At 61.8% G+C, this 25,351-nt stretch carries 30 protein-coding genes and 6 pseudogenes; 23 read left to right on the top strand and 13 right to left on the bottom strand.

Features of this window, described 5'->3' with window-relative positions; genetic code table 11:
• Nucleotides 1-38: 38 nt before the first annotated feature.
• Together ACVWW6_RS42830 and ACVWW6_RS42825 are read left to right on the top strand one after the other, a co-directional pair.
• Nucleotides 39-458: a CopG family transcriptional regulator gene (locus ACVWW6_RS42830; RefSeq protein ID WP_271573382.1), complete on the top strand. Its 420-nt coding sequence runs from the start codon at nucleotides 39-41 to the stop codon at nucleotides 456-458.
• A gap of 5 nt (nucleotides 459-463) precedes the next feature.
• Nucleotides 464-1,636: an extracellular catalytic domain type 1 short-chain-length polyhydroxyalkanoate depolymerase gene (locus ACVWW6_RS42825; protein ID WP_456682893.1), complete on the top strand. Its 1,173-nt coding sequence runs from the start codon at nucleotides 464-466 to the stop codon at nucleotides 1,634-1,636.
• Nucleotides 1,637-1,745: 109 nt separating this feature from the next.
• On the opposite strand, the gene ACVWW6_RS42820 is transcribed toward ACVWW6_RS42825, so the two are convergent.
• The 5 genes and pseudogenes from ACVWW6_RS42820 to ACVWW6_RS42800 form a co-directional block, all read right to left on the bottom strand.
• Nucleotides 1,746-2,099: a response regulator gene (locus ACVWW6_RS42820; RefSeq protein ID WP_161536397.1), complete on the bottom strand. Its 354-nt coding sequence runs from the start codon at nucleotides 2,097-2,099 to the stop codon at nucleotides 1,746-1,748.
• 101 nt (nucleotides 2,100-2,200) lie between these two features.
• The gene (locus ACVWW6_RS42815) at nucleotides 2,201-2,557 is read right to left on the bottom strand and encodes a PRC-barrel domain-containing protein (protein WP_038958306.1); all 357 of its coding nucleotides are present in this window, start codon (nucleotides 2,555-2,557) and stop codon (nucleotides 2,201-2,203) included.
• Between the two features lie 382 nt (nucleotides 2,558-2,939).
• Nucleotides 2,940-3,260 (bottom strand): hypothetical protein, encoded by a 321-nt coding sequence (locus tag ACVWW6_RS42810; protein WP_456682892.1) that lies wholly within the window; start codon nucleotides 3,258-3,260, stop codon nucleotides 2,940-2,942.
• A gap of 72 nt (nucleotides 3,261-3,332) precedes the next feature.
• Nucleotides 3,333-3,824 (bottom strand): Hsp20/alpha crystallin family protein, encoded by a 492-nt coding sequence (locus ACVWW6_RS42805; RefSeq protein WP_161536395.1) that lies wholly within the window; start codon nucleotides 3,822-3,824, stop codon nucleotides 3,333-3,335.
• Between the two features lie 83 nt (nucleotides 3,825-3,907).
• Nucleotides 3,908-4,368 (bottom strand): annotated as a pseudogene (locus ACVWW6_RS42800) (Hsp20 family protein).
• Between the two features lie 367 nt (nucleotides 4,369-4,735).
• Here ACVWW6_RS42800 and ACVWW6_RS42795 point away from each other — a divergent pair.
• From ACVWW6_RS42795 to ACVWW6_RS42775, 5 genes and pseudogenes are all read left to right on the top strand, one after another.
• On the top strand, nucleotides 4,736-4,975 hold the full coding sequence (locus tag ACVWW6_RS42795) for a hypothetical protein (protein ID WP_161536393.1): 240 nt from the start codon (nucleotides 4,736-4,738) through the stop codon (nucleotides 4,973-4,975).
• Nucleotides 4,976-5,174: 199 nt separating this feature from the next.
• Nucleotides 5,175-5,439: pseudogene (locus ACVWW6_RS42790) on the top strand (hypothetical protein).
• The gene (locus ACVWW6_RS42785; protein ID WP_456683260.1) at nucleotides 5,405-5,776 is read left to right on the top strand and encodes a hypothetical protein; all 372 of its coding nucleotides are present in this window, start codon (nucleotides 5,405-5,407) and stop codon (nucleotides 5,774-5,776) included. Before ACVWW6_RS42790 ends, ACVWW6_RS42785 begins: the two are co-directional and overlap by 35 nt.
• Before the next feature lie 101 nt (nucleotides 5,777-5,877).
• Entirely contained in the window at nucleotides 5,878-6,063 is a 186-nt protein-coding gene (locus tag ACVWW6_RS42780; protein ID WP_246740360.1) for a hypothetical protein, read from the top strand.
• A gap of 173 nt (nucleotides 6,064-6,236) precedes the next feature.
• Nucleotides 6,237-6,539, top strand: coding sequence for a hypothetical protein (locus ACVWW6_RS42775; RefSeq protein ID WP_028154436.1), 303 nt, complete (start codon nucleotides 6,237-6,239; stop codon nucleotides 6,537-6,539).
• Nucleotides 6,540-6,773: 234 nt separating this feature from the next.
• Here ACVWW6_RS42775 and ACVWW6_RS42770 read toward each other — a convergent pair.
• Nucleotides 6,774-7,199, bottom strand: a pseudogene (locus ACVWW6_RS42770) (PPC domain-containing DNA-binding protein); the annotation flags it as partial.
• Nucleotides 7,200-7,204: 5 nt separating this feature from the next.
• Nucleotides 7,205-7,765, bottom strand: coding sequence for a type 1 glutamine amidotransferase domain-containing protein (locus ACVWW6_RS42765; protein ID WP_148770279.1), 561 nt, complete (start codon nucleotides 7,763-7,765; stop codon nucleotides 7,205-7,207).
• Between the two features lie 142 nt (nucleotides 7,766-7,907).
• Here ACVWW6_RS42765 and ACVWW6_RS42760 point away from each other — a divergent pair, with 142 nt between their 5' ends.
• From ACVWW6_RS42760 to ACVWW6_RS42720, 9 genes are all read left to right on the top strand, one after another.
• The gene (locus tag ACVWW6_RS42760; RefSeq protein WP_161536391.1) at nucleotides 7,908-8,675 is read left to right on the top strand and encodes a meso-2,3-butanediol dehydrogenase; all 768 of its coding nucleotides are present in this window, start codon (nucleotides 7,908-7,910) and stop codon (nucleotides 8,673-8,675) included.
• Between the two features lie 136 nt (nucleotides 8,676-8,811).
• Nucleotides 8,812-9,276 carry a PPC domain-containing DNA-binding protein gene (locus tag ACVWW6_RS42755; protein WP_161536390.1) on the top strand — a complete coding sequence of 155 codons (465 nt, stop codon included), beginning with the start codon at nucleotides 8,812-8,814 and terminating at the stop codon, nucleotides 9,274-9,276.
• Nucleotides 9,277-9,460: 184 nt separating this feature from the next.
• Nucleotides 9,461-10,537, top strand: coding sequence for a flavodoxin family protein (locus tag ACVWW6_RS42750; protein ID WP_161536389.1), 1,077 nt, complete (start codon nucleotides 9,461-9,463; stop codon nucleotides 10,535-10,537).
• Nucleotides 10,538-10,605: 68 nt separating this feature from the next.
• A complete protein-coding gene (locus ACVWW6_RS42745; protein WP_161536388.1) occupies nucleotides 10,606-11,565 on the top strand; it encodes a cation diffusion facilitator family transporter in 960 nt (319 codons plus the stop codon).
• Between the two features lie 402 nt (nucleotides 11,566-11,967).
• Entirely contained in the window at nucleotides 11,968-12,852 is an 885-nt protein-coding gene (locus tag ACVWW6_RS42740) for a hypothetical protein (protein WP_161536387.1), read from the top strand.
• A 323-nt stretch (nucleotides 12,853-13,175) separates the two neighbouring features.
• On the top strand, nucleotides 13,176-13,400 hold the full coding sequence (locus ACVWW6_RS42735) for a hypothetical protein (RefSeq protein WP_456682891.1): 225 nt from the start codon (nucleotides 13,176-13,178) through the stop codon (nucleotides 13,398-13,400).
• Nucleotides 13,401-13,483: 83 nt separating this feature from the next.
• Nucleotides 13,484-14,035, top strand: coding sequence for a DUF4142 domain-containing protein (locus tag ACVWW6_RS42730; RefSeq protein WP_456682890.1), 552 nt, complete (start codon nucleotides 13,484-13,486; stop codon nucleotides 14,033-14,035).
• Nucleotides 14,036-14,255: 220 nt separating this feature from the next.
• Nucleotides 14,256-15,146, top strand: a complete 891-nt coding sequence (locus tag ACVWW6_RS42725) for an SDR family oxidoreductase (RefSeq protein WP_202633224.1) — start codon at nucleotides 14,256-14,258, stop codon at nucleotides 15,144-15,146.
• Nucleotides 15,147-15,258: 112 nt separating this feature from the next.
• Nucleotides 15,259-15,507: a hypothetical protein gene (locus ACVWW6_RS42720; RefSeq protein ID WP_456682889.1), complete on the top strand. Its 249-nt coding sequence runs from the start codon at nucleotides 15,259-15,261 to the stop codon at nucleotides 15,505-15,507.
• 481 nt (nucleotides 15,508-15,988) lie between these two features.
• Here ACVWW6_RS42720 and ACVWW6_RS42715 read toward each other — a convergent pair whose 3' ends face one another.
• Nucleotides 15,989-16,228, bottom strand: coding sequence for a hypothetical protein (locus tag ACVWW6_RS42715; protein ID WP_161536383.1), 240 nt, complete (start codon nucleotides 16,226-16,228; stop codon nucleotides 15,989-15,991).
• A gap of 779 nt (nucleotides 16,229-17,007) precedes the next feature.
• The gene (locus ACVWW6_RS42710; protein WP_371740556.1) at nucleotides 17,008-17,232 is read right to left on the bottom strand and encodes a hypothetical protein; all 225 of its coding nucleotides are present in this window, start codon (nucleotides 17,230-17,232) and stop codon (nucleotides 17,008-17,010) included.
• A 144-nt stretch (nucleotides 17,233-17,376) separates the two neighbouring features.
• Between ACVWW6_RS42710 and ACVWW6_RS42705 the strand changes: the two genes are divergently transcribed.
• Nucleotides 17,377-17,553, top strand: coding sequence for a DUF2934 domain-containing protein (locus ACVWW6_RS42705; RefSeq protein WP_161536382.1), 177 nt, complete (start codon nucleotides 17,377-17,379; stop codon nucleotides 17,551-17,553).
• Nucleotides 17,554-17,613: 60 nt separating this feature from the next.
• Nucleotides 17,614-17,697 (top strand): annotated as a pseudogene (locus tag ACVWW6_RS42700) (PLP-dependent transferase); the annotation flags it as partial.
• Between the two features lie 174 nt (nucleotides 17,698-17,871).
• On the opposite strand, the gene ACVWW6_RS42695 reads toward ACVWW6_RS42700, so the two are convergent.
• The gene (locus ACVWW6_RS42695) at nucleotides 17,872-18,276 is read right to left on the bottom strand and encodes a hypothetical protein (RefSeq protein ID WP_161536381.1); all 405 of its coding nucleotides are present in this window, start codon (nucleotides 18,274-18,276) and stop codon (nucleotides 17,872-17,874) included.
• Between the two features lie 15 nt (nucleotides 18,277-18,291).
• Nucleotides 18,292-18,492: a hypothetical protein gene (locus ACVWW6_RS42690; protein WP_161536380.1), complete on the bottom strand. Its 201-nt coding sequence runs from the start codon at nucleotides 18,490-18,492 to the stop codon at nucleotides 18,292-18,294.
• Between the two features lie 176 nt (nucleotides 18,493-18,668).
• On the opposite strand from ACVWW6_RS42690, the gene ACVWW6_RS42685 reads away from it, so the two are divergent.
• The 5 genes and pseudogenes from ACVWW6_RS42685 (at nucleotide 18,669) to ACVWW6_RS42665 (ending at nucleotide 22,943) form a co-directional block, all read left to right on the top strand.
• Entirely contained in the window at nucleotides 18,669-18,911 is a 243-nt protein-coding gene (locus ACVWW6_RS42685; RefSeq protein ID WP_161536379.1) for a hypothetical protein, read from the top strand.
• 367 nt (nucleotides 18,912-19,278) lie between these two features.
• Nucleotides 19,279-20,444 (top strand): IS3 family transposase gene (locus ACVWW6_RS42680; RefSeq protein WP_456682888.1). Its coding sequence is split into 2 segments (ribosomal slippage): nucleotides 19,279-19,533 and nucleotides 19,536-20,444, totalling 1,164 coding nucleotides; the frame shifts between segments, so codons are not numbered across the junction.
• Between the two features lie 74 nt (nucleotides 20,445-20,518).
• Nucleotides 20,519-21,621, top strand: a protein-coding gene (locus ACVWW6_RS42675; protein WP_172645944.1) for an IS3 family transposase whose coding sequence is annotated in 2 segments (ribosomal slippage) — nucleotides 20,519-20,780 and nucleotides 20,780-21,621 — 1,104 coding nt in all. Because the reading frame shifts where the segments join, the coding sequence is not laid out codon by codon here.
• A gap of 696 nt (nucleotides 21,622-22,317) precedes the next feature.
• Nucleotides 22,318-22,519, top strand: a pseudogene (locus ACVWW6_RS42670) (hypothetical protein).
• Nucleotides 22,520-22,538: 19 nt separating this feature from the next.
• The gene (locus tag ACVWW6_RS42665; RefSeq protein ID WP_456682887.1) at nucleotides 22,539-22,943 is read left to right on the top strand and encodes a hypothetical protein; all 405 of its coding nucleotides are present in this window, start codon (nucleotides 22,539-22,541) and stop codon (nucleotides 22,941-22,943) included.
• A gap of 48 nt (nucleotides 22,944-22,991) precedes the next feature.
• Here ACVWW6_RS42665 and ACVWW6_RS42660 read toward each other — a convergent pair whose 3' ends face one another.
• Both ACVWW6_RS42660 and ACVWW6_RS42655 read right to left on the bottom strand, forming a co-directional pair.
• Nucleotides 22,992-23,180 carry a hypothetical protein gene (locus ACVWW6_RS42660; RefSeq protein ID WP_161536377.1) on the bottom strand — a complete coding sequence of 63 codons (189 nt, stop codon included), beginning with the start codon at nucleotides 23,178-23,180 and terminating at the stop codon, nucleotides 22,992-22,994.
• A 922-nt stretch (nucleotides 23,181-24,102) separates the two neighbouring features.
• A pseudogene (locus tag ACVWW6_RS42655) lies at nucleotides 24,103-25,226 on the bottom strand (IS701 family transposase); the annotation flags it as partial.
• Between the last annotated feature and the right edge of the window lie 125 nt (nucleotides 25,227-25,351).

Below are 25,351 nucleotides of genomic sequence, written 5' to 3'. Positions count from 1 at the left end.
ATGTACCATCCCATTGGATGGTTCAAATGGATGCTTTCATGGCCGACAATGTGCGCGAGCTGCGACCCCGGATCCCCGATACCGAGAAGATCACGATCAACCTTGGCTATGTCGATCTGGGTCAGGTCGATCTGATGGTGCAGGAAGGGTTCTATTCGAACCGCACGGACTTCATCCGGACGGCCATCCGCAACCAGCTCGAACGCCACGCGGACGTCGTGAAGCAGTCGACGGTTCGAAAGAGCTTGGACTTGGGCTTGCGGAACTACAGTCGCGAGGATCTCGAAGCGGCGCGGCGCGCCGGCGAGATGCTGCACATCAACGTGCTGGGTCTCGCGACCATCGCCCAGGACGTCACCCCCGAGCTGGCCCGCGCCACCATTGCTTCGGTCTCGGTGCTCGGTGCCCTTCACGCCACTCCCGCGGTCAAGGCCGCCCTCTCCGACAGAACAAGGTGAATGCGATGCTGAGCCAGAACTTGATTTCCGAGGCCACGCACCTCACGCGTGCGGGCCACCTGGTCGAGGCCACCGCGCTCCTGCAGCGCATGCTCCGCGGCGAGAGCGCCTCCGAGCCGTCGGCCAGCACCGCCCGTGGCGCGCCAGCTCGGCTCGAGCCGCCGACCATCGACGTGACGGCCAGCGTCGTCGAGGAGAAGGAAAGCCGACGAGCCACCCGGGTTTCTCCCGCTCCTTTGCAACGCTTCGATCGCTTGAAAGACTTCCCCGGACTCAACCTGCGTGGTCAGATGACCCGCGCTCCGCCTGCCACGACGGATATCGCACCCGAAGGCACGAGGTTCATCGCAGGCACCTTCCGCAGCGCGAATGGAAGCCGGAGCTACAAGCTGTTCGTCCCAAGCCGCTCGCAGGAAAAACCGCTTCCCCTCGTGGTCATGCTTCACGGCTGCACCCAGTCGCCAGACGACTTCGCGGCAGGCACCCGGATGAACTTCCTGGCGGAAGAGCGGAATTGCTTCGTGGTCTATCCGGAGCAGCCCAGCGGAGCCAACCAGGCGAAATGCTGGAATTGGTTTCGCACGGGCGACCAGCAGCGGTACGGCGGGGAGCCTTCGTTGATCGCAGGCATCACTCGCCAGGTCATGCGGGACTATCCGATCGATCCGAAGCGGGTCTACGTTGCAGGTCTGTCGGCCGGCGGGGCGGCCGCCGCCATCATGGCAGCGACCTACGCCGATCTGTACGCGGCCGTCGGGATCCATTCAGGCCTCGCCTGCGGGGCGGCTAGCGATCTTCCCTCCGCGTTCGTCGCCATGCGGCAAGGAGGCGGATCTAAAAATGCCGATGGCGGACCGCCGGTGCCGGCCATCGTTTTCCATGGCGACCGCGACGCCACGGTGCACCCGAACAACGGCGACAGGATTGTCGAGCAGTCCGTCAAGGCGGCAGGTTTGAAAGTGAAGGTGAGCGGCGGACGAGTGCCCCATGGGCACGCCTACACCCGCACGAACCTTGCCGACGCGGACGGGCGCGTCGTCTCCGAGCATTGGAACGTTCACGGCGCCGGCCACGCCTGGTCGGGCGGCAGTCCCGCCGGGTCCTACACCGATCCGCGCGGGCCGGATGCGACGAGGGAGATGCTGCGTTTCTTCCTCGGGCATTCGCTCCCGGGTTAGTCGAGCTTCGCAACGCACTCCGGTCGCCCGCGCGTCGCCGAATTTCCGGATCGGCTGGCGTCGCCGAAATTCGCCGTTCGCGGAATTCCCGCTGCGGCGTTGGCGGCGCCTACGCCTGATCCGGAGCTACCCGCCTGACGGCCCTGACGATGTCCTCCGGACGATAGGGCTTCTGCAACATCAGACTTCCGGGCACCGGACGGGGCGCGACGGGCGAGAAGCCGGTCGCATAGATCACCGGGAGTCCGGGATCATGCTCACGGCAGCGTTCGGCGATCTGCCATCCGTCGACGCTTCCGGGCAGTTTGACGTCCGTGATGAGAAGGTCGACGACCCGCCGCCCGCACCACGCCAGCGCCTCCTCGCCATTGGCTGCATGGACGACGTGGTATCCTTCCTCTCGTAGAGTCTCCACCACGAACTCGCGGATGAGAGGGTCGTCCTCGACGAGGAGTATTCGCACCGCCGACACCTTCAAATTCCTGACAGAGCGTTTCTGCCGACCGCTGACGCCTTGATCGCCGCCGGCAAGCCCGCTCTCAGCGGCGGGCTTGCCGGCAGGTGTCAGAACCCGGAATAGTAATCATTTACTGCTCTTGCTCGTCCGGGGTCATTCCAATCCCAGGCGTTGTCGTTGCCATACTTCGGCGCACCCTGGAGCCTGTCTGCGGTGAGATTGGTTCGGTACCCGCCAAGGCCCGTGTCGTACTTCAACGACTGCCATGGCAGCGGGTAGTGATCGTCTCCGATGCCCAGGAAGCCGCCGAAGCCGAGAACCGCGTACGATACTTGGCCGCTAACCTTGTCGATCATCACGCGCTCGATCGAGCCGATCTTCTGGGCGTCGGTGCCATAGACGGCAGTGCCTTCGACCTTGTCGCTACCGATCAACGTTCCTGTTTCACGCCTTTCCGTTTCCATCGTCATCCTCCTCCTAAAAACGATGATGCAGGACAACTGCGATCGGTAGGTGCTCGTTCCTCCGCTTTCTCGATCGCTAAGACCGACGCGTAAGTGAGGCGCCGGATTTGCGAAGCGCCTCGCGCTCCTCGCGGAGGTCGTCGACCTTCGCTCTCATCCGCGACAGCAGAAGCTCGGCGGCTGCCGTCGGAACGCCGGCTCGCTGCAGCATCCGGATCGGCCGTCCTGCGCCGGGCGCGAGATTAGCGTCAGAGTGTCGCCTACGTTCGCTGCACGGGCCGGTCACCCAACTCGCTCATGAATGCAATGAACGGGACGGCCCACGTCGCCGAAGCATGCCCCAGCAGGACTATCGTCACGACAACCTGTGTGAGCATCCCGCTTACCTCCGCAAGGCGGCGGCCCAGGGCCGCCGCAGCCGCATCGGCACGCCCCCGAGCGGCGGGGGATCGTCGTCGCCGTCAAGCCGCCTCAGCGCGGCGAGGATGTCCGCGAGCCGGATCGTGTGGCCCATGCCGGGAATTTCGCGTAGCGCGGGACAGGATTCGACCGCGAACATGTCGGACGCCCATGACGACAGGATGATCCGCTTCTCCGGTCCGGAGAGTTCGTCGTCGTTCAGGACGTCCTCCGGAGACGCATAGTGCGCTGCCGGATGGAAGAATGGATCGAGATTGCCGGTGTTCGTGTTGGCGTTGGTCATCGATTGCCTCCCTTTACGCTCCTTTCGTCGGGACGGGTTACGGGGGGCGACGACCGCCGCCCGTGATGGTGTTTACTGCGAGTTGATAGCGATGCGCTTGACGCCGGCCCGCGGGTTCTCGGACTTCGGCAGCGAGATCGTCAGGACGCCGTTCTTGAACGAAGCTTCGGCCTTGTCCTCCGCGACGTCCTCGAGCGCGATCTGCCGCTGGAACGAGCCGTAGTAGCGCTCGGTGAAGTATCTGCCTTCGTCCTTGCGCTCGCTCTTCTTCTCGCCGCAGATGGTCAGCACCCCGTTGGCGATTTCGATCTGGACGTCGTTCTCGGTCATGCCGGGAAGCTCGGCCGAGATCGTCAGTGCCTTCTCGGTCTCGCTGAGCTCGATCTTTGGCCAACCGAATTGCCCTTCCATGAGCGGCGACAGGCTTGTGCCGCCGAAGCCGCGGAAGACATCGTCGAACAGCCGATTCATTTCGCGATGCAGCGTCATGAACGGATCGTGGCTGGCGCGCGCCGGCGCGAGCTCCTGGTTTCTGGACCAGGGAATGAGATCACGAACTGCCATGGTTTTTCTCCTTTGTTGCATGAGGCAGGGAGCGCGGCCGCGCTTGCGCGCGCCGCGTTCCGCTGTCGAACCTCGATCAGGCGTCAGGCCGCCTTCTTCTGCTCGATCTGCGAAGCGGGAGAGGCGCCGCTTCCGATCTGGATCCGGCGGGGCTTCATGGCTTCCGGCACCTCGCGGACGAGATCGATGATCAGGAGTCCGTCGCGGAAGGAGGCCTCCTTCACCTGAACGTAGTCGGCGAGGTTGAACACGCGCCGGAAAGGACGCGCGGCGATGCCCCGGTAGAGGTATTCGCCGGCCGCTTCCTCGGGCTTCCTGCCCTCGATCGTGAGCGCATTCTGCTCAGCCGTTACGGCGACATCGTCGGCTCCGAAGCCAGCGACGGCGACCGAGATCCGGTAGTGGTCCTCGCTGGTGCGTTCGATGTTGTACGGGGATAGTGGTCTTCGCTCGCCTGGCGGAGCGTGCTGTCGACGAGGTCGGCCAGGTGGTCGAAGCCGATGGTGGAGCGCCACAGGGGCGCGAAATCAAAGGTGGTCCTCATAACCAAGTCCTCCAAAGAGCAAGATGGATACAAGGAGCGCAAGGCTGGAATCAGAGCGGGTCTGGTGTCCGGCCCGGCGCCCGCGCCGGACCCGTGAAGGCGCCCGGCACACCGCTCTCGCGGCGAAAAATGAATTAGAAAATCGAGAAGTCGTTTCAAGGGGCGGATCGAAAAAAATTTATGCGCGCTCGGTCGCGGTGCAGAACTGTCGGCCATCGCGGCACCGCAAACGCCGGCCAAGATTTGGGCGTTCGACCGCCGCCGAATCTTGACTCAGGTATCGCCCCGAATATCTTTGCGTCGGGAAATTCCCTTTCCCAGTTTTCTAAGCACCGAAGGACCGTGACGACCGTCAGGAGTGACGACGATGCTCGACGAAGACTTTGCCCGCATTCGTGCGCACCGCAACAACATCCACCGCTATCGACGCCTGCTAGGGACGAGGCTGTCGGACATCGAACGCCAATTTATCGAGAGACGCCTCGCCGAGGAGGAGACAGCGCTAAAGGCGCTGGCCGCCCAAACGTTCCCGGTCGCATTTACCCCTCCAAAAGGTCAGCCGGCTTCCTCGTTCTTTGGGGGCGGCGGTCGTCCTTCGCCTGCTTAGCGCTACTGGTGACGACCAAGATCGCTGTGCATGATCCCGGCGCGCAACCTTAATGTCATTCGTATCGCCGGTCGGCCTGGGCTTGTGCGCAGTCGGGCCGAACAGGTAGCGATCTGCGGCCGTGCCGATTCTGAATTCTGTGCGACCGCCCCGGAACGAATTCAGGGTCGGAAGGATTCGCTCCGCGGAGAGAGTAACATTGATGCCGACGAAGGAGCCACGACCAGCGATCCAAACGCTCCGCGGCTGGGCGCTGGCCGTGCTGCGGGAGGTCGGCGTCATTCACGAACGTGAAGAGCATGGCTGGGCGAAGGACCGGCCGATCCTCATGCCCGAGAACGCGCCTTCGGCATAGCCCGCCAAGACCCGCCGTCCGGCGTATCGCGGGAGGAAGCCGCCATAGAGCTCGACGAGGCGTTGGGGCTATCGGTGACACTTGCCCCGAATGTCCGCCGCGACACTGAACGCGCAAGTGGCCGCAAAGAAAGGTTTTTGCAGCGCGGCAACGTGTTTGGTTCCAGAAATTGTGAAGCCGCTCACGCCGTTTTTCTTGTTGGCGGCTTCGACCGCCGGGGCCTAAATTTAATCCGTCGCCGAACGGCCGGAGGCAACTATCGGCGGCGAGAACACCGTTGTGATCCCGCCCGAGGAGGAAGCAACGCCATGTCGAAACGGCGTCGTTTCAAGCAATCAATTTCCCTCAAAGACCGGCTCGCCAATTTCGCCGAGGAAGCCCTCAAGAAGGCATCGAATCTTCCGCCCGGCAGCGACCGCGAAGGGATGCTCAAAAAAGTCCGCTAAGCAGACATCGCGTCCCACCTGGATGAATGGGCCCACTCGCGCGGACCGCAGCCGCCGACCCGGAGCATCGACGATCCATGAAAGCTCTAGACGACCGGACGATGGCCAATCTCGATGTCGCCCTCGAAGAAGCTTGTCGATCACTCCCTCACGGGGGCGATCACGAAATCAGACGGGAAATCGCACAAAAGCTGCTCGACAGCGCCGTCCAGGGCAACAAGACGTTATCCGGATTGACGGAGATCGCGCGGGCGGCACTCGCGGAAGCAACAAAGAGGTCCGCCTAACAGCACGACTCCATCGATGCTACGCCTCCTGATCCGCCGGCGAGCAGCGGGGCGCATGATCGGTTTGCATGCCCACACCTCGCATCGCTTCCGCGTTGAGAGACGTCCTTAGATTGGAACTGGCGGCCCTTCCGAGTCTTAAAACGAATATTCCAACCGACGGGAGCAACGACATGCCTCGTGGCGACAAGTCAAGTTACACGGACAAGCAGAAGCGACAGGCCGAGCATATCGAAGAAGGCTATGAACACCGTGGCGTCCCGGAGAAAGAAGCCGAACGACGCGCGTGGGCGACCGTGAACAAGGAGACCCACGGCGGGAAGAAGAGCGGATCCGGCCGCGGCACTGAGGAAGATCATTCGCCATCTCGAAAAGGTGGCCGATTGGGCGGTGCGGCCTCGGCCAAGCGGCCGGCATCGGAGCGTTCGAGGTCCGCCAAGAAGGCTGCCAAGACGAGAAAACGACGCGCGGCGTAAGTCATCGAAAGGAGAGCAAGATGGGTCTCGAAGCCGTCTTTTTCCTTGGAGCGCTTGTACTACTCACGGCGCTGATCTACGGCGTCCTTAGCTATCGCTATCGAAACCGGGCGTTGGATCGCCTAGCCGAAGACGTCACGCGCGAGAGATATCGGAAGAACGAAACTTAGTGCGACGCAGTCTGTCTAGTCGACGTCGACCATACCGACCCGTCACGTCTTTCCCTTTGCGATACAGCGCTATGCCCAGATCTGGCTCCTTCTTCCGTCTGAGGTGAGCTGGCGTGTCCGCGATGACAATCTCGAGCGTCGGTCTAACCTTTCCTTCGAGAAGATGCCCGCCCCGGGTTGTACCGTCGGCCAGACCCAGGACCACATGCACGTGGAGGCTCGCCTTTCCGTCGTCGCCAACCGCAATATCGCCAATCGCGCTCAACACCTCACACTGCTCCGCGACCTCGATTTTCTTGTAGGTCTTCTTCTCGAAATCGAACCAGCCAACGGTTGCCCTTTCGAAGGCGCCGATGGCTGTGAGCGACGCCGCCGTGATGGCGGCGTCGTTCGCGAACTTGGTGAGCGTCGTGAACGCTTCCTCGCCGGAGTCGAGGATGACGACGCGGGTTTCAAGACCCGCCTTGCCCGATATCTTGACACTCTCCATCGTCGTCAGGCCGCGCTGCGCTGGGTGTGTCGACCTTCCTTGACCTCTTCCACGATCTTGGCGCAGAAGGCCTCGAGATCGCCCGGGTTGCGGGAAGTGATGACGCCCTGATCGACGACGACCTCAGCGTCCTCCCACTTCGCTCCTGCGTTCGCTACATCCGTCTTGATCGACTTGAAGGAGGTCATCTTGCGACCTTTCGCGATCCCGGTCTCGATGAGAAGCCAAGGGGCGTGGCACACGGCCGCGACGATCTTCTTGGCATCGAAAATATCCTTGATGAACTTCAGCGCCTTGGGCTCAACCCGGAGAAGATCCGGATTGATCTGCCCGCCGGGCAATACGATTGCGTCGTAGTCGGCGGCCGATGCCTCGTCGAGCGTCTTGTCGACCTTTACCGGCCGACCCCAATCCTTCTTGTTCCAGCCCTTGATCTCGCCTGCGGCGAGCGAGACGACATCGACCGTCGCGCCGGCCTTCTTCAAGCGCTCCTGCGGCACTTCCAGCTCGGCCTGCTCGAAGCCGTTTGTGGCGAGAATGGCGATCTTTTTGCCGGTCAGATCCATGGGTCCAATCCTTCGTTTTGGGGTTTTGTCCAACAATCGATCTTCTCGAACATCGTTCCTGAAAAGGCCAGATCGGTCGGCGATTAGGACCCGACCGCCGCGACGACGGTTATGAGGATTGAAAGCAGCAGGAGAGTTTCGCATGGTCGACAGGTTCCACGGCAAGGTCGTCATCGTCACGGGAGCAGCTTCCGGTATTGGAGAAGCGACGGCGCGCCGCTTCGTTACGGAGGGCGCGAAAGTGGCGCTGGTCGATCGCGATAAAGCCTCACTGGAAGAGGTCGCCAAGAGTCTGCCCGCCGACCAGGTAATGATGCAAGCCACCGACGTGTCGGATTCGAGTGCCGTCGATGGAATGGTTGCGGCTGTCGTCGGCCGCTTCGGACGGTTGGACGTCATCGTGAACAACGCCGGCGTCCATGAAGGCGGAGACCCGGCTTCAATCACTGACGAGAAATGGCGGAAGGTAATGTCGACCGACATCGACGGCGTGTTCTATGGTTGCCGCGCGGCACTGCCCCATATTGAAAAGACCAAGGGCTCGATCGTGAACACGGCGTCAGTCTCCGGGACCGGTGGCGATTGGGGCATGAGCCCCTACAACGCGGCGAAGGGCGCCGTGGTCAATCTGACGCGTGCCCTTGCCCTGGATCTCGGCAAGAAGGGCATCCGCGTGAACGCGGTCTGTCCCAGTCTCACCCGTACGGGCATGACGGAGGACATGATGAACGATAAGAAGCTGCTGGCGAAGTTCGCCGGGCGGATCCCGTTAAGCCGGGTCTGCGAACCGGAGGAAGTCGCCGCCGTGATCGCGTTTCTCGCAAGCGACGATGCGAGCTTCATGACTGGCGCCAACGTAGCGGTGGACGGGGGTGTATCCGCCTCCAATGGACAACCGCCGCAAGAGTAGCCGCGCAGCGCCGGTCGTCGTCCTACTTTGCGAGCGCCGTGTCGTCGAAGCGTGAGAGATCCCGATCTCGGCCACTTAACCGGACCGAGGATCGCACGGCGGATATCACAACAGCGGCGTCGAGTGGGTCTTTGTCTTGATTCTGGATCAGGGCGCGGAGGTCTTCAAATCCATCACCGAGTTCGCCGATCGCGAGAATACTACCGGCGCCTCGGTCTCGGCGATCGGCGCCCTCTCACCAGCGAAGGTCGGCTGGTTCGATTTCGCGGCCAAGACGTACAAGCCGATCGAAATCAACCAGCAATGCGAGGGGCTGAGCGTGCTCGGCGACGTCGCGCAAGGCGATGACGGCAACGCCAGCCTGCATCTTCACGCTGTGCTCGGCCTGCAGGATGGCACGCTGCGCAGAGGCCACCTTCTGTCGGGATCAGTGCAGCCAACGCTGGAGGTGACGATCACGGAGTCCGTGCTTCATCTGCACCCCGCCTTGATCGAGGGCTTGTCACAGATGTTCCAGTCGCAGACGAGGAAGGCGGCCAGCTCCTGCCGGCCGGCTATCACGTCCGACAGGTCGACTAACGGGCGCACCCGCGTGGGATGAAAGGGCGCTCCTGATGGGGCGCGCGATCAGGCGGTCAGGAACCTGCAAATCTGCCGCTCTATCATTCTTCATAGCCGGCGCCTGAGGGAACAGTCGACAGCGAGACTGCCTCCTCCACACCGCCTAGGAACCGTGTCCCGAGCCCTGGGTTGGTCGGCTTGGACCAATCCATCGAGGCGCCAGCATGACGGAACCGGACGTTCGCAAGGGAATGCCGCCCGTCAATTTGTCGCGTGAGGAATTCGAAAGCCGTTACAGGAGCCAGTTCGTCGATCCTGCCTTCGCCCCGCTCAAGCGGGAACTCGATGCGATCGTCGGGGCTGCTTGGGATGCCTACAGCCATTCGCGCAAATCGCCAGAGACGCGGAAGGCGGGTGTGGGGTTCGCCGATCCTGACTACGATCTCGCCGTCGACTGGCTGGCGGCGCGTACCGCCATCCTTGAGGCACAGCGCCGGCACGACGACGCTGGCGCGCCGCCGCGTATCCTCGTCATCAACGGCTCGGCGCGCAGCGAGCACACCTGTCCAGGCGAGATGTCCAAGACCTGGCGCATGGTCAAACTCGCCGAGCCCGTCTTCGTCGAGAAGGGCTTTGCCGTCGACATCCTAGATCTCTCTCGCCTGACCTCGGAGTTCGGCAAGAATATTCATCCCTGCAAGTCGTGCGTCTCCACCGCCATGCCGCTCTGCCACTGGCCGTGCAGCTGCTATCCCAACTATTCGCTCGGCCAGACCAGCGACTGGATGAACGAAATCTATCCGCTCTGGGTGGCCGCCCACGGCATCCTGATCGTGACGCCGGTGAACTGGTACCACGTGCCGGGCGGCCTCAAGGCGATGATGGATCGCCTGGTCTGCGCCGACGGCGGCAACCCGGATCCGACATCGACGCATGGCAAGAAGGTCGCCGAAGCCAAGGCGCTCGAGCTGAAGGGTTGGCCGTATCCGCGTCATCTCGCCGGCCGCCATTTCGGCCTCATCGTTCACGGCGACAGCGTCGGCGCCGAGAGCGTGCGCCGAACCCTATCCGACTGGCTGACCGACATGCACCTGATTTCGGCCGGCCGCTTCGGTGAGACGGACGGCTACGTCGGCTACATGGAACAATATGCGACCTCTCACCGGGAGCTGGACGAAGACCGCGCATTTCAGCAGGAGGTGCTGAATACAGCCAAGGCGCTGGGCCGTGCTGTGAAGCTCGCCCGCAGCGGTCGGTTTGAGGATCCGGGGGCCGAACTCTCGGATCCGGATCCGAAATGAAGTGCGACCTGCCTGTCGCTGCCGATCGCCGCGGGTTGATCGCGGTCGTCAATTGAGGATGTCGTCGGGTGAGCAAGACGGCGGAAGGATCGTCGAAGACCATCGTCTATGCCGCGCTCGTCGGCAACTTCCTCGTTGCCGTCACCAAGATCGGAGCTGCGGTCTGGACCGGAAGCTCGGCGATGATGAGCGAAGCCGTGCACTCGGTGGTCGATACCACCAATGAGGTGCTGCTGCTTTACGGTTACCATCGCGCGAGCCGTCCGCCTGATGAATCCCATCCGCTTGGCAACGGGCGCGAGCTATACTTCTGGAGCTTCATTGTCGCTCTGTTGATCTTCGCGCTCGGGGCGGGCGTCTCGCTCTATCAGGGCGTCCTCCACGTCACCGCGCCAGAGCCGATCGAAGATCCGATCGTCAGCTTCATCGTGCTCGGCATGTCCTTTGTATTCGAGGGTATCTCGTGGCTCTTCGCCTGGCGGCGTTTCCGGTCCGAGACCTCGCGCCTCGGGTGGTATGAGGCCTTCGTGCGCAGCAAGGACCCGCCCGCTTTCATGGTGCTGTTCGAGGACAGCGCGGCGCTGATCGGCATCGTCATTGCGGTTGCCGCGACCGCGGCGGCAGAGTGGTTCGCTCAGCCGGTCTGGGATGGCGTCGGCTCGATCCTGATCGGCATTCTGTTGGGCATCACCTCCATCGGCCTCGCCAGGGAAAGCAAGAGCCTGCTCATCGGCGAACCCGCTCATTCCGATCTGTCACGATCCATCCTCGACATCGCGCGACGGTCACCCGGCGTGCTCCGGGCCAACGGGCTGCTGACGGTGCAACTGTCGCCGGCCGAGGTCGTCGCGGCGCTGAGCGTCGAGTTCGCGGACGACAAGCGCGCCGATGATATCGAGCAGTGCGTCATCTCGATCGAGACCGAGATACGCAGACAGCATCCGAGCGTCGCGGCTCTGTTCATCAAGCCGCAAACAAATGCGCGGTATCACGCCGTTCGCGCTAGGCGCTGGGGTACGGGCGCCTGAAACACCGTGGCCAGGAACCAAGCGCGCCGCGCTGAGTCGACTGAGGTTGATGGCTGTTGCCTTTCCAGCGATCGTCCTGCGAAAAAGCGCCTCGGCGTAGCATCAACGGCACGGGCTCGTGGTTTCTTTCCAGGCCCGATGAAGCCTGATCCGGGGCGCCCCGTCCGGACGGGAGCGACAGCTGAAGCAACCCGGCAGTCCTCCGGTGCTTACCCGGTTATCGGGAAACGCGGCTTTCCTTGATTACAGGCGGTACATTGTGGGCCAGCAAGGAACCTGCTCGCGTGTCTCGCATTGAAGTCGCGAAGAGGAGGACTTCACATGAATGGGATCATCTATCTCGTGGGCCTGATCGTAGTCGTCATGTTCATCCTGTCGCTGCTCGGTCTTCGGTAAGACGCCATGACCATTGAACCGCTCTCCGGGATCGAAACCGAAACTCTCCCAGCCACCGGCCTGACCAGGCCATGGGGGTTGCAGTGGACGTCCGTCATTGTCGGAGCCTTCGTCGCGACGGCGTTGTCGCTGATCCTGATCTCCTTTGGAACAGCGCTCGGCCTAGGCATGGCCTCCGCTGCGCCGACCTGGAGGGATGCCTCCGTTGCGCTATGGCTGTTGTCGGGTGTCTACCTGATCTTCCAATCCCTTATCAGTTTTGGCTGCGGAGGCTATTTTGCCGGGCGCGTCCGGCCACCCTACGCCTCGGCGACCGACGACATCGAGACGCGCGACGGACTGCATGGCGTTGCTGCCTGGGCGCTGGCGGTCTTGATCGGAGCCGTTCTGACCGCGTTGATAGCGGGTGCTGCAAACCGTCCGTCCGCAACTACGCAGCCGCCGTCGGCTACCGAACCTTCTGTCCTAAGTTTCGAGCTCGACCATCTTTTCCGTGCCCCTCGGCGGCCGCCGAACGTTGATCTGACGGGTGAGCGCGCTGAAGCCGCGCGAATTCTGGCAACCGCTTCGAGCCACAGCGGGGTCCTTCCCGAGGATCGCGCCTATCTTGTTCAGCAGGTCACGGCGTTGACCGGGCTGGCAGCGCCGGAGGCCGAAAGGCGGGTAGATACAACGTTGGCCAATGCCAAGAGCGCGATCTCAAGGGCTCGTGCGGCGAGCATTATCATTGCCTTCTCGACGGCTGCAGCATTGCTGTTCGGGGCTGTCGCGGCTTGGGCCGGTGCGGAGGCCGGAGGCCGGCATCGCGATGGCGAGCCGATTGCCGAGTGGATGGCCCATTCTAATCGCTGGCATAAGAGTCGTGTGGCGGATCCCCGACCTCTGCCGTAATGCCAACGCTACGTATTGATAGCAGGCAATGGGGCCTGCTACCAACGATCAACTCAGTCGCACTCGACAGAACGCCACCGCCATAACAAAATTTCGGATTTGCCGTGGGGTAAAGTACCGAGAAATGCTACCCGAGTAAATCGATCGCAAGCATCTCAGTAAAGGTGGCTCCTGCGGCAGGCGTCGCCGCACATCACTTTGCAGCAGGCCAAGAACTTCTCGCTTGCCCTGATGAGGGGTGACCCCAACCAAAGCGGCGTGATCAAGGGGGCGGCACGGCAGATGCTTGAAAAAATCCTGCCGGGAAAGGAATGAGGTGAACCATGAGCGACTTCCGCGACATTCAGCACGGCGTCAACGACCCCGACGGCGTCGACGTGAAGCACCAGATCAATACCAACCAGACGCCGCATGAGCGGGCGCAGCATCATGCCGATGTACGTGCTGCCCCGTCGGCCTCGCCGTCCGAACCGTTCCTGCCGGAACGGCTGCGGCGGAAGCCAACTGATCCGATCAATCCCCGCACCGGTCGCCATCCGACGGATTAGGAACATCGGTCCCGGCGCCGTGTTGATCGGCGCAAAGATCCGCGCGGCTCGTAGCCGCGTGTCCAATCAGAGGGACCCGCACCATGAAACGTACCATCATCGCCGCAGCCTGCGTGCTTCTTGCAGGACCAGCGCTCGCCCAGTCGCTCGGCGAGAAGACCGGCGTCAACTCGGCGCTCGGTGTCGCGCCGACGACTGCCGATTTTGTCAAGGAGGTTGCCGTCAGCGACATGTTCGAGATGCAGTCGAGCAAGCTCGCAGAGCAGAAGGGCAACGCGCAGGAGAAGAGCTTCGCGCACCAGATGGTGACCGACCACACCAAGACCAGCAGCGAACTCAAGTCCCTCGTCGGCGCCGGCAAGGTGCAGGCGACACTGCCGACGGCGCTCGACAGCTCGCACCAGAGCAAGCTCGACAAGCTCAACGATGCCACGGGCAAGGATTTCAGCCCGGACTACGACTCCTACCAGGTCAGCGCGCACAAGGACGCGGTAGCGCTGTTCGAGCGTTACGCCAACGGTGGCGACAATGCCGCGCTGAAGGACTGGGCCGGCAAGACGCTTCCGGCGTTGCGCCATCACCTCGACATGGCGGAGGAGCTCGGCAAGGCACCGAGCGTCGGACAGTCGAAATAGGTCTCTCCGGGGACGCCGGCCGCCCCGCGTCCTCCATTGGCAACGATGCTCCTCTCCACGGACGAGACGGCAGGTCCCACGGACGAGACGGCAAGTCGCGGAAACCCTCATGACCGCTCAAGGCAAGAATTCTATATCCCGCCGGCACCTCGTGCATGCGGCGAGCGCAACGCTCGTTGCGGCCTCGCTGGCATCTTCGACCGCGAAAGGAAACACTGATATGGCCGAGCAGGACCTGATCGATCCCGTTACCCGCTATCCGAAACCGCCGTTCAAGAAGCAGTCGCAGCCTTGGCCTGGCCTCGCCGGCAAGATGGAGCCGCGACCAGACCATGGCGAGACCAGCTACAAGGGCTCTGGACGGCTCGCTGGCCGCAAGGCACTGATCACCGGCGGCGATTCCGGCATGGGCCGCGCGGCTGCGATTGCCTATGCGCGCGAAGGCGCCGACGTCGCCATCAACTATCTGCCCGCGGAAGAGCCCGACGCGCAGGAGGTGATCGCGCTGATCAAGAAGGAAGGCCGTACCGCCCTCGCGATCACCGGCGACCTCAAGGAGGAAGCCTTCTGCAAGAAGCTGGTCGAGCAGGCCATGGAAGGTCTCGGCGGACTCGACATCATCGTCTGCAACGCGGCACGTCAGCAGACCCGCGCGTCCATCCCCGACGTCTCGTCGGAAGATTTCGACGCGACCATGAAGACCAACATCTACGCGCCGTTCTGGATCATCAAGGCCGCGCTGCCGCACCTCAAGCCCGGCTCTTGTATTGTCGGCACGACATCCGAGCAGGCCTACGATCCCTCGCCCGACCTCTACGACTACGCACAGACCAAGGCGGCGACGATGAATTACGTGAAATCCCTGGCGAAGCAGCTCGCCTCCAAGGGCATCCGCGTCAATGGCGTTGCGCCGGGACCGATCTGGACACCGCTCCAGGTTTCGGGCGGCGCCACGATGGAAAAGCTCGAGAAGTTTGGCGGCATGACGCCGCTCGGCCGTCCCGGCCAGCCCGCGGAGCTCGCCTCGATCTATGTGCAACTCGCAGCGGCCGACGCAAGCTATGCGACCGGGCAAGTCTATGGCTCGGCAGGCGGATCGGGACAACCGTAGGCACTGGCAGCCGAACTCAGGAACCAGCCGTCATGGAGAATATCTCGCCGGCTGGAACCCGAAGCACGTCGCGACATTGAGTCGGAAATGGTCACTGACTCGTGGAGCTTGCATGATTACGGCCGCCAGATGCAAAGAGCTCTCAAATCACTACAAAGCCCTTTCTTCGAGTCCCGGCATTTCCGAAAGCCGAGCCTTCCTGTTGAGAAATATCGCCAGGAGCCTTGTTGGTTTAGCTGGTCAACTGGAAAGACTGGACATGGCGACGAAAGAGGAAGGGGCTGTGACGAAGCAGACCGCCGCGTCACTTCGTATTTCGATAGCCCATGCCACCGATCGGCCCTCTAGCCGTTCCAGTTGAAGTCCGGCCTGACCTCGGCACCGCGCCGGCCGCAGGCGGTGCAGACGAGGCGCAAGTCGACATCAAACAGCCGCACCTCATCAGGCCAGCGATCCGCGCTCAAGGCAATGTGGTGGCCGCAGGAGCAGCAATAGATCAGGACCCCGGACGCCCATCTCGCGCATCTCGCCAAGGGTGTAATCTTGACTGGGCGGCCACCGGGGCTGGTCGGGGTGATGCGTCTCGGGCGAGGTATCCCGCTAAGAATGTCCGAGTTGGTGGCCGAGTCAAATCGTCAACTCGCGGCGGGTCGGAACGGAAGGCCACTGCGGATAGGGATGTGGATAGCCATATCGAATGAAAGGAGTCGGAGGCGCCGTAGTGCAGCGAACGCTCCGAGTGCTTAAGGAGCCGCAGTCCAATGAGGGACATGAGCGGATCGTAGAAGGCTCTTGCGCACTTAACGTCATTGCTACCGAGAGAAACGTGATGGATCATCTGGTCACCACTTGAGGCAATACCGGCGTTTCAATCTCTCAGTTGTGGTCTTCGCGGCATAGTTGATACGGCCGAGCTCGGCTTCATCCTTGGCGATCACATGAAGTCGCCAGCCCATGTCGCTGTCCTCTTCTGCGCTGCATTCGATCTCGACGGACACAACATGCTCCCCACCTGGAAAGCTGCGGATCTCCTGAAGCGCGACAAGCTCAAGATCTTTCCTCAAGATCGCTGTTCTGGCCACCGCAGTACTCCTTTCGCCGCATTAAGCGACGCTCTGCGACGATCATCGGCCCAACAAGAGTCGGACGGAGATGTTCCTAAGCTCCATAGCGTGCAAACCACTACCCAATCGTCTCAATCGCAATTGCGCGTTGACAACCAAGCGCTCGCCCGCGCGTTAGCAGTGATGACCGACGAGCAATTTGCAGACCATTGCCGCAAGGAAGCTAGGGATTGTGAACGCGAGGCGGAGAGAACCATCAGCCCGCTCGATAAGGAAGCATGGCTTCGCCTTAGCAGGGAATGGGCCAAACTCGCGGGCCTCGCCTCACCGCCGCGGGTGAACCGTCGGACGTAAGCCAGGAACAATATTTCGACGCGCTCATTGTTCGGCCAGAGGAGAATGCGCCATGATCGGCCTGCCGCGGTGCTGTTAGCGTTGCCTGTTGTCGGAATTGGTATTCGTGCTGGAGCTTCAGTCGACGGAGCTGCCGTTACGAATTCGCCGCGCCCCTGCGCCGGTGCCGGACGGAACAGTTGCGGCTGAGCCTCCCGCGCCCGCGGAGGAAGCGGCCCCACCAAGGCCGCCACCAGCGGAACTGCCGGCGCCACCACCGCTACCGCCACCGCCGCCTCCGCTCTGGGCAGGGGGCGAGGATAGCCAAGACAAGTGCAATGCTCGAAATTCTCACGGCGCAACTCCTTTAGCGACCAAGCCACGCTCCTGCGTTTCGTTCCTGAGCGACGGAAGAGGCCCCACACCGTTGCCGATGCGGGGCGCATAACGTTGCACGTTGCAAGTCATCGCTTTGCGGGCGGACCGCTCTTGTTTCCTGGCAGTCCCTTTACGTTCGCCGGATCCTGTTCCTGCACGGAGAGGTTCTGCGACGCCGAGCCAACCGTGCCCTGTTGCGAGGGACCGTTCTTGCCGCCAGGCGCTCCGCTAATCCCCGCCCCAGAATTCTGGGCGCTCGGAGCTGTCGAAACCGTGCCGGATGTGTCCGCCCGATTCGCGTCGCCTGGCATATGAGAGGCCGAGCCGGGCTTGTCCCCAATTATATAAAGGATTTCTAAGCGAGTTCGCGGTGTGGTCCGAAGGACGACCGATGCTGCCACAAGGAACTCCCGTTCCATTGGCGGCTTGGGCCTTATGCAACTGGGGAGTTTGAGATGTCAGACTTAAGCGAAGAAGATATCCGCAAACGCGCCTATGAGCTTTGGAAAGGTGCAGGCGAACCGTGCGGGAAGATGGATACGTTCTGGTATGAAGCCGAGAAGCAGCTCCTTGCCGAGCGATCAACGCAAGGCGAGCTACCGCCCGGCATGACCGACAACCTCCCGGTTTAAGCCACGACCCCGCCTTGCACCTAGAAGACGTCGCGGACTTGTGGTTTGGCCGCAAATAGAGAAGGGTATGTCAGGCTTTCGCTCGGCATCGAACATATCGATGACATCATCGCCGACTTGGACCAGGCGTTGACAGCAACGTAGTGTCAGGGCTGTGACGATGCGGGCCGGGCGCCTGCTGCGCACCGACGCCAGCTTTCATTGCGAATGCAACTCTGTAATGCTTCGCATGAGGCCGCTTCGACCGCTTACGCCTCCTTCGTCGAATCCTCATCAGGCGTGGAGGTGCGTCCTGTTGCTTCTGACGCGCTTGCGGCTTCAGGAGGCGTTCGATCGAGCGCGCTCGCGTCCTTCACGGCGGCGCTCACGTCGTTCACGGCGTCGCTTCGCCCGGTCCGCGAGCGGCGGCAGAGGGGGCACGGGTGCATCGACCGTCTCGGACTGAGCCGTCTCGACCGATTGATTGAGTACGGTGCGCGCCTCCATGAATTCGAGCACGGCCCGACCTTTTTCCGTGATCTTCCACCCACCGCTTTCGCGATCGACCAATCCTTGCGAAAATATATTGAGGTCCGGTACGCGCGCAGCCAGCCGCTTGGTCCGGTCGGCCCAGTCCCGGCCGCTGGTCGCCAAGATCGCCATGTCGCGTTTGATGTCGTCCATCACAGCGAATCCGTCCGGGTAGGAAACCAGGACCTTCAACACCGTGACCTGAATATTCACCGCCGCGTCTCGCTTTCAGCGCCACATGGTCGGCGCCCCGGAAAGGGCTTCGCGGCCGACCCGTCTAAGGTCTTCGGGCGAGACGTCTCCACGGGTCGCGGCTTCCAGGATCTTTGACGCGACGTGCGTGCGCGCTCCGGTTTCGCGCGCCGAAACGCTCTCGCAAACCTCGTCGAGAACCGCGCGCAAAAGCGCGGTGGTGGCTGCGTCGAACATGAGGCGCCCCCGTGCGGGAAAGCATTAGACTAGCCAAGTTTTCCCGATATGCGAGTCGTTTATGAGGCCAGCAAATCTGACCTTCGATGCCAGCCTCGCGCCTCGCGAGCAAGCGCCGACACTGCCGCTCGACCGAGGACGCAGGAACGGAGGCATTCGACGCAGGTTCTATTTTGATGAGCGAACCTATTCCGTGGCTGATCGAGAATGCGATACAGATTGCCTGGCACTACCTCGAGTCGACGGGCCAGATCATCGATTCTGCCGAAGCGAGCAGGTTTCTTCTGAAGACGGTCGATGAGATGGTCCTCAAAGGCGAGCACCGGAAGTTGATGCTCGCTAACCGCGCGATCGACGCCTATCGCGTTCCTACGCCAAGGTCGGTGGCTTTTTCTGTCTGGAGATCAATGGAGCACTGACCCAGAGTCAAGGTTGCTTCGCGCAAAACGCACGAAGGCCGCAGCAAGGATGCTGCTGCGGCCCGCGCTTGTCAAAAATTCCGGGTAAAAAGAACTAAGTGAAGTATGCGGCCAGCCCCGGTACGCGCGATCAGAACACTGCATTATTTCAGCAGTATTTCGTCGTTCGAAGAAAATGCTGTTCCTTTCTAGGAACTTAGACGGTGTGGCAATCGTGCGCTGACTGGTGAGGGAACGCCCGCCGGGCTGGCTGCCGACGGTCCTTCACAAGAGCTCGATGGCTCTTTTGGGTTAGCCATAGACAGGACCTGCCACTGAGTATTTCCTCCAGAAGGAGTTAGAGTCCGGCCTGAAGAAGGACGGACAGATGAAGCGAGCAAGGTTTACGGAAGAGCAGATTATCGCAGTGTTGAAGGAGCATGAGGCCGGGGCGAAGACGGCCGATCTGGCTCGCAGGCACGGGATCTCTGAAGCGACGATCTACAATTGGAAGGCCAAATTCGGCGGCATGGATGTCTCCGAGGCCAAGCGGCTGAGGGCCCTGGAGGAGGAGAACGCGAAGCTGAAGAAGCTTCTTGCCGAGCAGATGCTCGATGCAGCCGCCCTTCGCGAGCTCCTTTCAAAAAAATGGTAGGGCCCGCCGCCAAGCGCGCTGCTGTCGCGCATCTGCAGGCCGTCATGAGCCTGTCGGAACGGCGGGCCTGCTCGATCGTGGGCGCGGATCGGAAGATGGTCCGTTACCGCTCCAGCCGTCCGCCGGACGCTGCTCTACGCGGCCGGCTGCGTGACCTCGCCAACGAGCGGCGACGTTTTGGCTACCGCCGGCTGTTCGTCCTGCTGCGGCGAGAGGGAGAGCCCTCGGGGATCAACCGGATCTACCGGCTTTATCGGGAAGAAGGGCTCACCGTCCGCAAGCGGCGGGCTCGCCGCAAGGCCGTGGGGACCCGTGCCCCGATCCTGGTCGAGGCGAGGCCCAATGCGCGCTGGTCGCTGGATTTCGTCCACGACCAGTTCGCCAACGGTCGGCGCTTCCGCATCCTCAACATCGTCGACGACGTCACCAAGGAATGCCTGGGCGCCATTCCGGACACATCGATCTCGGGGCGGCGCGTGGCCCGCGAACTGACGGCGATCGTCGAGCGGCGCGGCAAGCCAGGAATGATCGTGTCCGACCATGGCACCGAGTTCACCTGCAACGCCATGCTCGCCTGGTGCAAGGACGCAGCCATCGACTGGCACTTCATCGCACCAGGAAAGCCGATGCAGAACGGCTTTGTCGAGAGCTTCAACGGCCGGATGCGCGACGAACTGCTCAACGAGACCTTGTTCTTCGAACTCGACGATGCTCGCGCCAAGATCGCCAACTGGGTTGCCGACTACAATCTCCAGCGGCCTCACTCGTCGCTGAAATACCTGACCCCCGCGGCCTATGCCGCCCACCTCACCGCAACGGACGACCGGCTGCGCAACCCCGACCAGCTCCGCCGATCGTCCGTTGCTCCACCCGCGCCACTTGGCGTACAAATGATCTGAGGCCGGAAAACTGGACCAATTTTGGCTAGAGTCTGCGCTGCGTAAATCCCCTCGGCTGGGAGGAGCGGACGACGATGAAGGCCTCGAAGTTTTCGGACGCCCAGAAGGCGTTTATTTTGAAGCAGGGCAATGACGGGGTCCCGGTTGCAGACATCTGCCGCAAGGCCGGGATCAGCCAAGCGACCTATTTTAATTGGAAGAAGAAGTATGACGGGCTGTTGCCGACCGAGATGCGCCGGCTGAAGCAGCTCGAGGACGAGAACGCCAAGCTGAAGAAGCTGGTGGCGGATCTGTCACTCGACAAGGAGATGCTGCAGGACGTGATCCGCCGAAAGCTGTGAAGCCTGGCCGGAAGCGCAAGCTCGTCGATGAGGTTTGCGGTGAGTGGCAGGTGTCGATCCGCAAGGCCTGTGCGGCCCTCGAGTTCGACCGTTCGACCTACCACTACAAATCTCGTCGCTCCGGCCAGGCGACCCTCGAAGCTCGGATCAAGGAGATCTGCCATGTGCGCGTTCGCTACGGCTATCGCCGTGTCCACGTGTTGCTACGCCGCGAGGGATGGCGTCACGGGCAGAACAAGACCCGTCGCATCTATCGCGAATTGGGCCTGCAATTGCGCAACAAATCGCCCAAGCGCCGGGTCAAGGCCAAGCTGCGCGACGACCGACGGCCCGCGACGCGCGTCAACGAGATCTGGGCGATGGACTTCGTTCATGACCAGCTGGCCACCGGCGGCAAGCTCCGGGTGCTCACGATCGTCGATATCTTCTCACGCTTCTCGCCCGCACTGGAGCCGCGGCTCACCTTCCGCGGCACCGACGTCGTGGAGGTGCTGGAAAGGGTTTGCAATGAAGTGGGACTCCCGGCGACGATCCGGGTCGATCAAGGCAGCGAGTTTGTGTCGCGCGATCTTGACCTCTGGGCCTACCAGCGCGGCGTCACGCTGGACTTCTCACGACCCGGCAAGCCGACCGACAACGCCTTCATCGAAGCCTTCAACGGCCGCTTCCGGGCCGAATGCCTCAACGCCCACTGGTTCCTGTCCCTTGCGGATGCCCGGCAAAAGGTGGAGAGTTGGCGCAGATACTATAACGAAGAACGGCCCCACGGGGCGATCGGCAATCGGCCGCCGATTTTGCTGCAAAATCACGTCGGCGACACCAGCCCGCCAACGTGATCAGAGGCGCAAAACTCTAGTTCCGGGTGGTCCAAAGTTCGGTCTCGCTGCAGTCCAAAGTTCGGTCTCGCTGCAAAAACCCCGAGACTCTAACCGCCACCGGATGAAAACTCAGTGGCAGGTCAACAGGAATAGCGAACCACGTGGAACGCTGCTTTCACTTGGAAACGGCTGCCAAGCAATTGAATTTGTTCTAGAGCCGTTTTCCAAATGCGCCTTGAAGTCGTTCAATAATCAAACTGATTTTGATTCCGCCATTCGGAGGGTCAATGCGTTGCGGCCTAAACGAGGCTTAAGGCGCTGAGATCGCTCCGCACAAACTCCGGTAAGCGCTAAATCCTAGCGCGCGTTTGGAAAAGCGGCGCAGTCCAGTCACAGTCGGCTGACTTAACGGCATCGCGCCTCACATATTTTGAACTGCTACAACGACGTTGATCACGCACAAGCGACTGCTTTAGGGCCGGGCGGCGCGTCCCGAGCCAAGCTGGGCTACCTTTCGATAGATGGGAGAATCTTTCAGCTGCCGTCGGCGGCATCATGTCAATGATCCGATCGTTCGTTTCTGTCGGTCGTTTGCTATTGGCGCTGCTGTTGCCAAGTCCAGGCCGCGATGTAGAGTCCTAGGGATTTTAACAAGCTTAAATTCGACGCCCTTGTGGTTGCGTTACGATAGTTCTTTCTTCTGGGGGGTTCCCCATGTTCGATCCTGCCACCACCGCACTTTTGCGCGCGGTCCTGGACGAGGTATGCGAAAACGTCTCCCCGATCCGAGACCGGTGCCCGTACCCACGTGGCTTCGAAAATTCTGGAAGCCGCAAGCCGGGGCGACAAATCTCCGGACCACCTCAAGAAGGTCGGGCGCGAAGCTCTCTCACAAGCGCCCACCATGTGGCGCTGACGGCCGACGGGGGGGCGGGGTGAATTTTCAGGTCACGGTGCTGAAGATCCTGGTGAGCTACCCGGATGGATTTGCCGTGATGGCCGACCTTAAGCGCGACATGGCGATCCTGGCGACCAGCGGTCGAGAGTGGACCGATCGCACCAAGCGGCTGGCTGCGCGCGTTCCGAATCGCGACATCTTTTCGCAAAGACTCGTCGAGCGCGAAAACGGTGGCTGGAAGATCACCGCTAAGGGGCGCACCGTGCTGGAATTCATGGAGGCCCATCCTGGCTCCGTTAAGCCAATGGAGACAGTGTGGACCGAGAGGGTGGATGCGCCGCTGCCTCGGCTACCGCAGCCGACCGAACGGGCGAGGTGGCGACGCGCGCGTCTCGAGCGTCGACGCGAGGCGCGCGAACGGGCGCGGGCGAACGCTTGCTAGTCTGCCCCGCGGCGCCCGCTCAGACGGCTGCCGGATCCGGGCCGTAGCTCATGCGGTGAGGGAGAGCAGCGGTCCGGAGCCGCAGAATATCGCGATGGTCTTGAACTCAGCGACCGCGGCCTTCGAACCGACCGTTAGCATTCTTGCCTCTGCATCCATCTTTTTGATCCCTGCAGCGTAAGGGGGCGCCCGCAGCGCCTCGCGCTGGCGACAGAGGTTATCGGCCTTCGTCAGCATGCGCGCGAGCAGGAGCTGGGCCCAGACGCTCGAGACCCCCGTCTGCGGCAGTATCCGCATCTCACTGGGCGGCGGATCGCGGGTCTACCCGCGCACATGGGAGATCTCGTTCCGGACCGAGCGAATTTTCACCGGTGCTCAGACTGTCAGTTGTTGGCGCAAAAGCGAGCGCACTGACCGATCCTCCCCGACGGCAAGCTGTCCCAATCTCGCAAACGGCGACGGTGGCGCAGCGCATCGTTCGATGGCTTTCAAGACCAGGTAGCCAGACTCGCCATACCCACCCGTTAAGGCGTGCATCCAGCGAGGCGAACTGTTGGGCTCCGAGGAATCGCGGCGATGTTCACCGTTCTCGCTCCAGACCGCCGCAACGAAATCGCAACGAATTGGGTGAAACGAGCGTGAACAAAACGGGACGGAAGGATCCGCCACAGCAAGAAAATCAATAGCTTAGAAGATGCTCACTGCGTTCGGGAGGCAGGGGCGGCAGGTCGACTTCCTGATGGTCGGTCCCACTGCGGCTAGCTCTAAGTCAAACGGCCTCCAACAGCGAATGTCGGTACTGGTGGTTGCGAGTCTCCGATTGTTTCAGAATCATTCTCCCGATGCGGCCAACGGCGCGAAGGTCGTCGAGCGCATTCGCTCTCACCTCATTGACCTACTTTAAAGATGGAAAGGAGACTGCCGGTGTGAACCGTCGGCGCCACGTACCTCTGACTCCTCGAAGACTGCTTCACGCGCGGACCGAACTAGCATTACAGTTGCTTTTTTGATTTGAAGTGGGCGCGTTGAGCGGCAGCCTGGTGAGCTCTGCGCCAGAAAGACCATGCGATGATGTGTGCGGGTTGAATCCGCTTTCGAGCAAGTCTGATGGCAATGCGGCGTATTTCCTGGATTGACCAACGGATCAGTGGTGGGGTGGTTATGCTTTGGCTTTTGCCGGGGGGCGCCGTTTCGTTTTTTTGGGCGGTGGCGGATTAGCGCGATGTCGGATCGCGGCCATCATGGCGAAGGCGAGCATCACCAGGGACACATGACGGTGCCAGCCATGCCAGGACCTGCTTTCGTTGTGATCAAGCCCGAACTCGTTTTTCGCGGTTTCAAAGCTGTCCTCGATCGCCCATCGATGGCCTTCGACCGCGACCAGCGTTTCAATGGCTGTTCCCGCTGGGCACCAGGTGGTGAAGAAGGCGAGGTCATCATCGGCGATGCGACGACGGATCAGTAGACCGCGTGTCCACAAACCGTCATTTGCACTGTTGGACTGCTCGGCCTCGAGATCGGCCAATTCGAGATAACACCAATCGTGCAGCCGCGGCCCCTTGGTTCCGGCTCCCGCCGACAGGCGCTTCCAGTCGGATGAGCGCCGCGTCCGGGCGAGGTCTGCAGCCGTACCGGCGACCGGCGGTCGCTGCCCCAGGATCGAAACACATGAGCGCTGCTGACCCCAAGCACGTAGCCTTTGCCTGCCCGACGTAGTTGCTGTTCGATGTTGCCAACACCGTAGACGGTATCACCGGCAATCCACTTGAATGGTATAGACGCGGCTATCGCGCGCGCGATCATTCTCGTCGCCAGCTTTGGTTTGGTCGCAAAGCCGACATCGGCAGGCACATATGTGGCTTCCAGACGATCTGGATCGTCGGTCCACTCCTTCGGAAGATACAACGCGCGATCGATGAACGCATGGCCATGACGCGAAACATAGGCAGCGAAGACGCCGATCTGGCAGTTCGTGATCTTCCCTGCCGAACCAGTGTATTGCCGCGCCACTCCGCATGACGCTTTGCCCTGTTTGAGAAAACCGGTCTCGTCGATCACCAGCACCGCATCGTCATCCGGCAAATGCTCGATGACATAGTCGTGCACGATATCGCGCAGGGCATCAGCGTCCCAGTCTCCACGACCCAGAATCGCCTGCTGCCGCCATGGGCCGGGATCGCCAGCCGCCTCCGCGCGCATCCAACCGGTCTTGCGCTGCTCATCTCCGAGCAGACCTTCCAGGAACAGGCCTGCATTCGTCGCAACACGCTCTTGCGTAAACACCTAGTGAAGGCCATCAACGATTGAAGACTGCGGCTCGCCGAATGCTATCTCTTCCCGGCAGGCATGATGTCGTCGTGCTCCATCGCAATCTCGACGTTCTTACGGAAGGTGCGGTGCAGGTCGAA

This window comes from Bradyrhizobium sp. USDA 3311 (assembly GCF_054062495.1).
This window is presented reverse-complemented; position numbering and strand designations above follow the sequence as displayed.

Bases quoted from the DNA above. Each gene is read 5' to 3' on its own strand.
- ACVWW6_RS42830 (WP_271573382.1), top strand. From the start codon at position 39: ATGGCCGACAATGTGCGCGAGCTGCGACCCCGGATCCCCGATACCGAG.
- ACVWW6_RS42825 (WP_456682893.1), top strand. From the start codon at position 464: ATGCTGAGCCAGAACTTGATTTCCGAGGCCACGCACCTCACGCGTGCG.
- ACVWW6_RS42815 (WP_038958306.1), bottom strand. From the start codon at position 2,557: ATGGAAACGGAAAGGCGTGAAACAGGAACGTTGATCGGTAGCGACAAG.
- ACVWW6_RS42810 (WP_456682892.1), bottom strand. From the start codon at position 3,260: ATGACCAACGCCAACACGAACACCGGCAATCTCGATCCATTCTTCCAT.
- ACVWW6_RS42805 (WP_161536395.1), bottom strand. From the start codon at position 3,824: ATGGCAGTTCGTGATCTCATTCCCTGGTCCAGAAACCAGGAGCTCGCG.
- ACVWW6_RS42795 (WP_161536393.1), top strand. From the start codon at position 4,736: ATGCTCGACGAAGACTTTGCCCGCATTCGTGCGCACCGCAACAACATC.
- ACVWW6_RS42780 (WP_246740360.1), top strand. From the start codon at position 5,878: ATGGCCAATCTCGATGTCGCCCTCGAAGAAGCTTGTCGATCACTCCCT.
- ACVWW6_RS42775 (WP_028154436.1), top strand. From the start codon at position 6,237: ATGCCTCGTGGCGACAAGTCAAGTTACACGGACAAGCAGAAGCGACAG.
- ACVWW6_RS42765 (WP_148770279.1), bottom strand. From the start codon at position 7,765: ATGGATCTGACCGGCAAAAAGATCGCCATTCTCGCCACAAACGGCTTC.
- ACVWW6_RS42760 (WP_161536391.1), top strand. From the start codon at position 7,908: ATGGTCGACAGGTTCCACGGCAAGGTCGTCATCGTCACGGGAGCAGCT.
- ACVWW6_RS42750 (WP_161536389.1), top strand. From the start codon at position 9,461: ATGACGGAACCGGACGTTCGCAAGGGAATGCCGCCCGTCAATTTGTCG.
- ACVWW6_RS42740 (WP_161536387.1), top strand. From the start codon at position 11,968: ATGACCATTGAACCGCTCTCCGGGATCGAAACCGAAACTCTCCCAGCC.
- ACVWW6_RS42735 (WP_456682891.1), top strand. From the start codon at position 13,176: ATGAGCGACTTCCGCGACATTCAGCACGGCGTCAACGACCCCGACGGC.
- ACVWW6_RS42730 (WP_456682890.1), top strand. From the start codon at position 13,484: ATGAAACGTACCATCATCGCCGCAGCCTGCGTGCTTCTTGCAGGACCA.
- ACVWW6_RS42725 (WP_202633224.1), top strand. From the start codon at position 14,256: ATGGCCGAGCAGGACCTGATCGATCCCGTTACCCGCTATCCGAAACCG.
- ACVWW6_RS42720 (WP_456682889.1), top strand. From the start codon at position 15,259: ATGATTACGGCCGCCAGATGCAAAGAGCTCTCAAATCACTACAAAGCC.
- ACVWW6_RS42710 (WP_371740556.1), bottom strand. From the start codon at position 17,232: ATGCCAGGCGACGCGAATCGGGCGGACACATCCGGCACGGTTTCGACA.
- ACVWW6_RS42705 (WP_161536382.1), top strand. From the start codon at position 17,377: ATGTCAGACTTAAGCGAAGAAGATATCCGCAAACGCGCCTATGAGCTT.
- ACVWW6_RS42690 (WP_161536380.1), bottom strand. From the start codon at position 18,492: ATGTTCGACGCAGCCACCACCGCGCTTTTGCGCGCGGTTCTCGACGAG.
- ACVWW6_RS42685 (WP_161536379.1), top strand. From the start codon at position 18,669: ATGAGCGAACCTATTCCGTGGCTGATCGAGAATGCGATACAGATTGCC.
- ACVWW6_RS42660 (WP_161536377.1), bottom strand. From the start codon at position 23,180: ATGCTGACGAAGGCCGATAACCTCTGTCGCCAGCGCGAGGCGCTGCGG.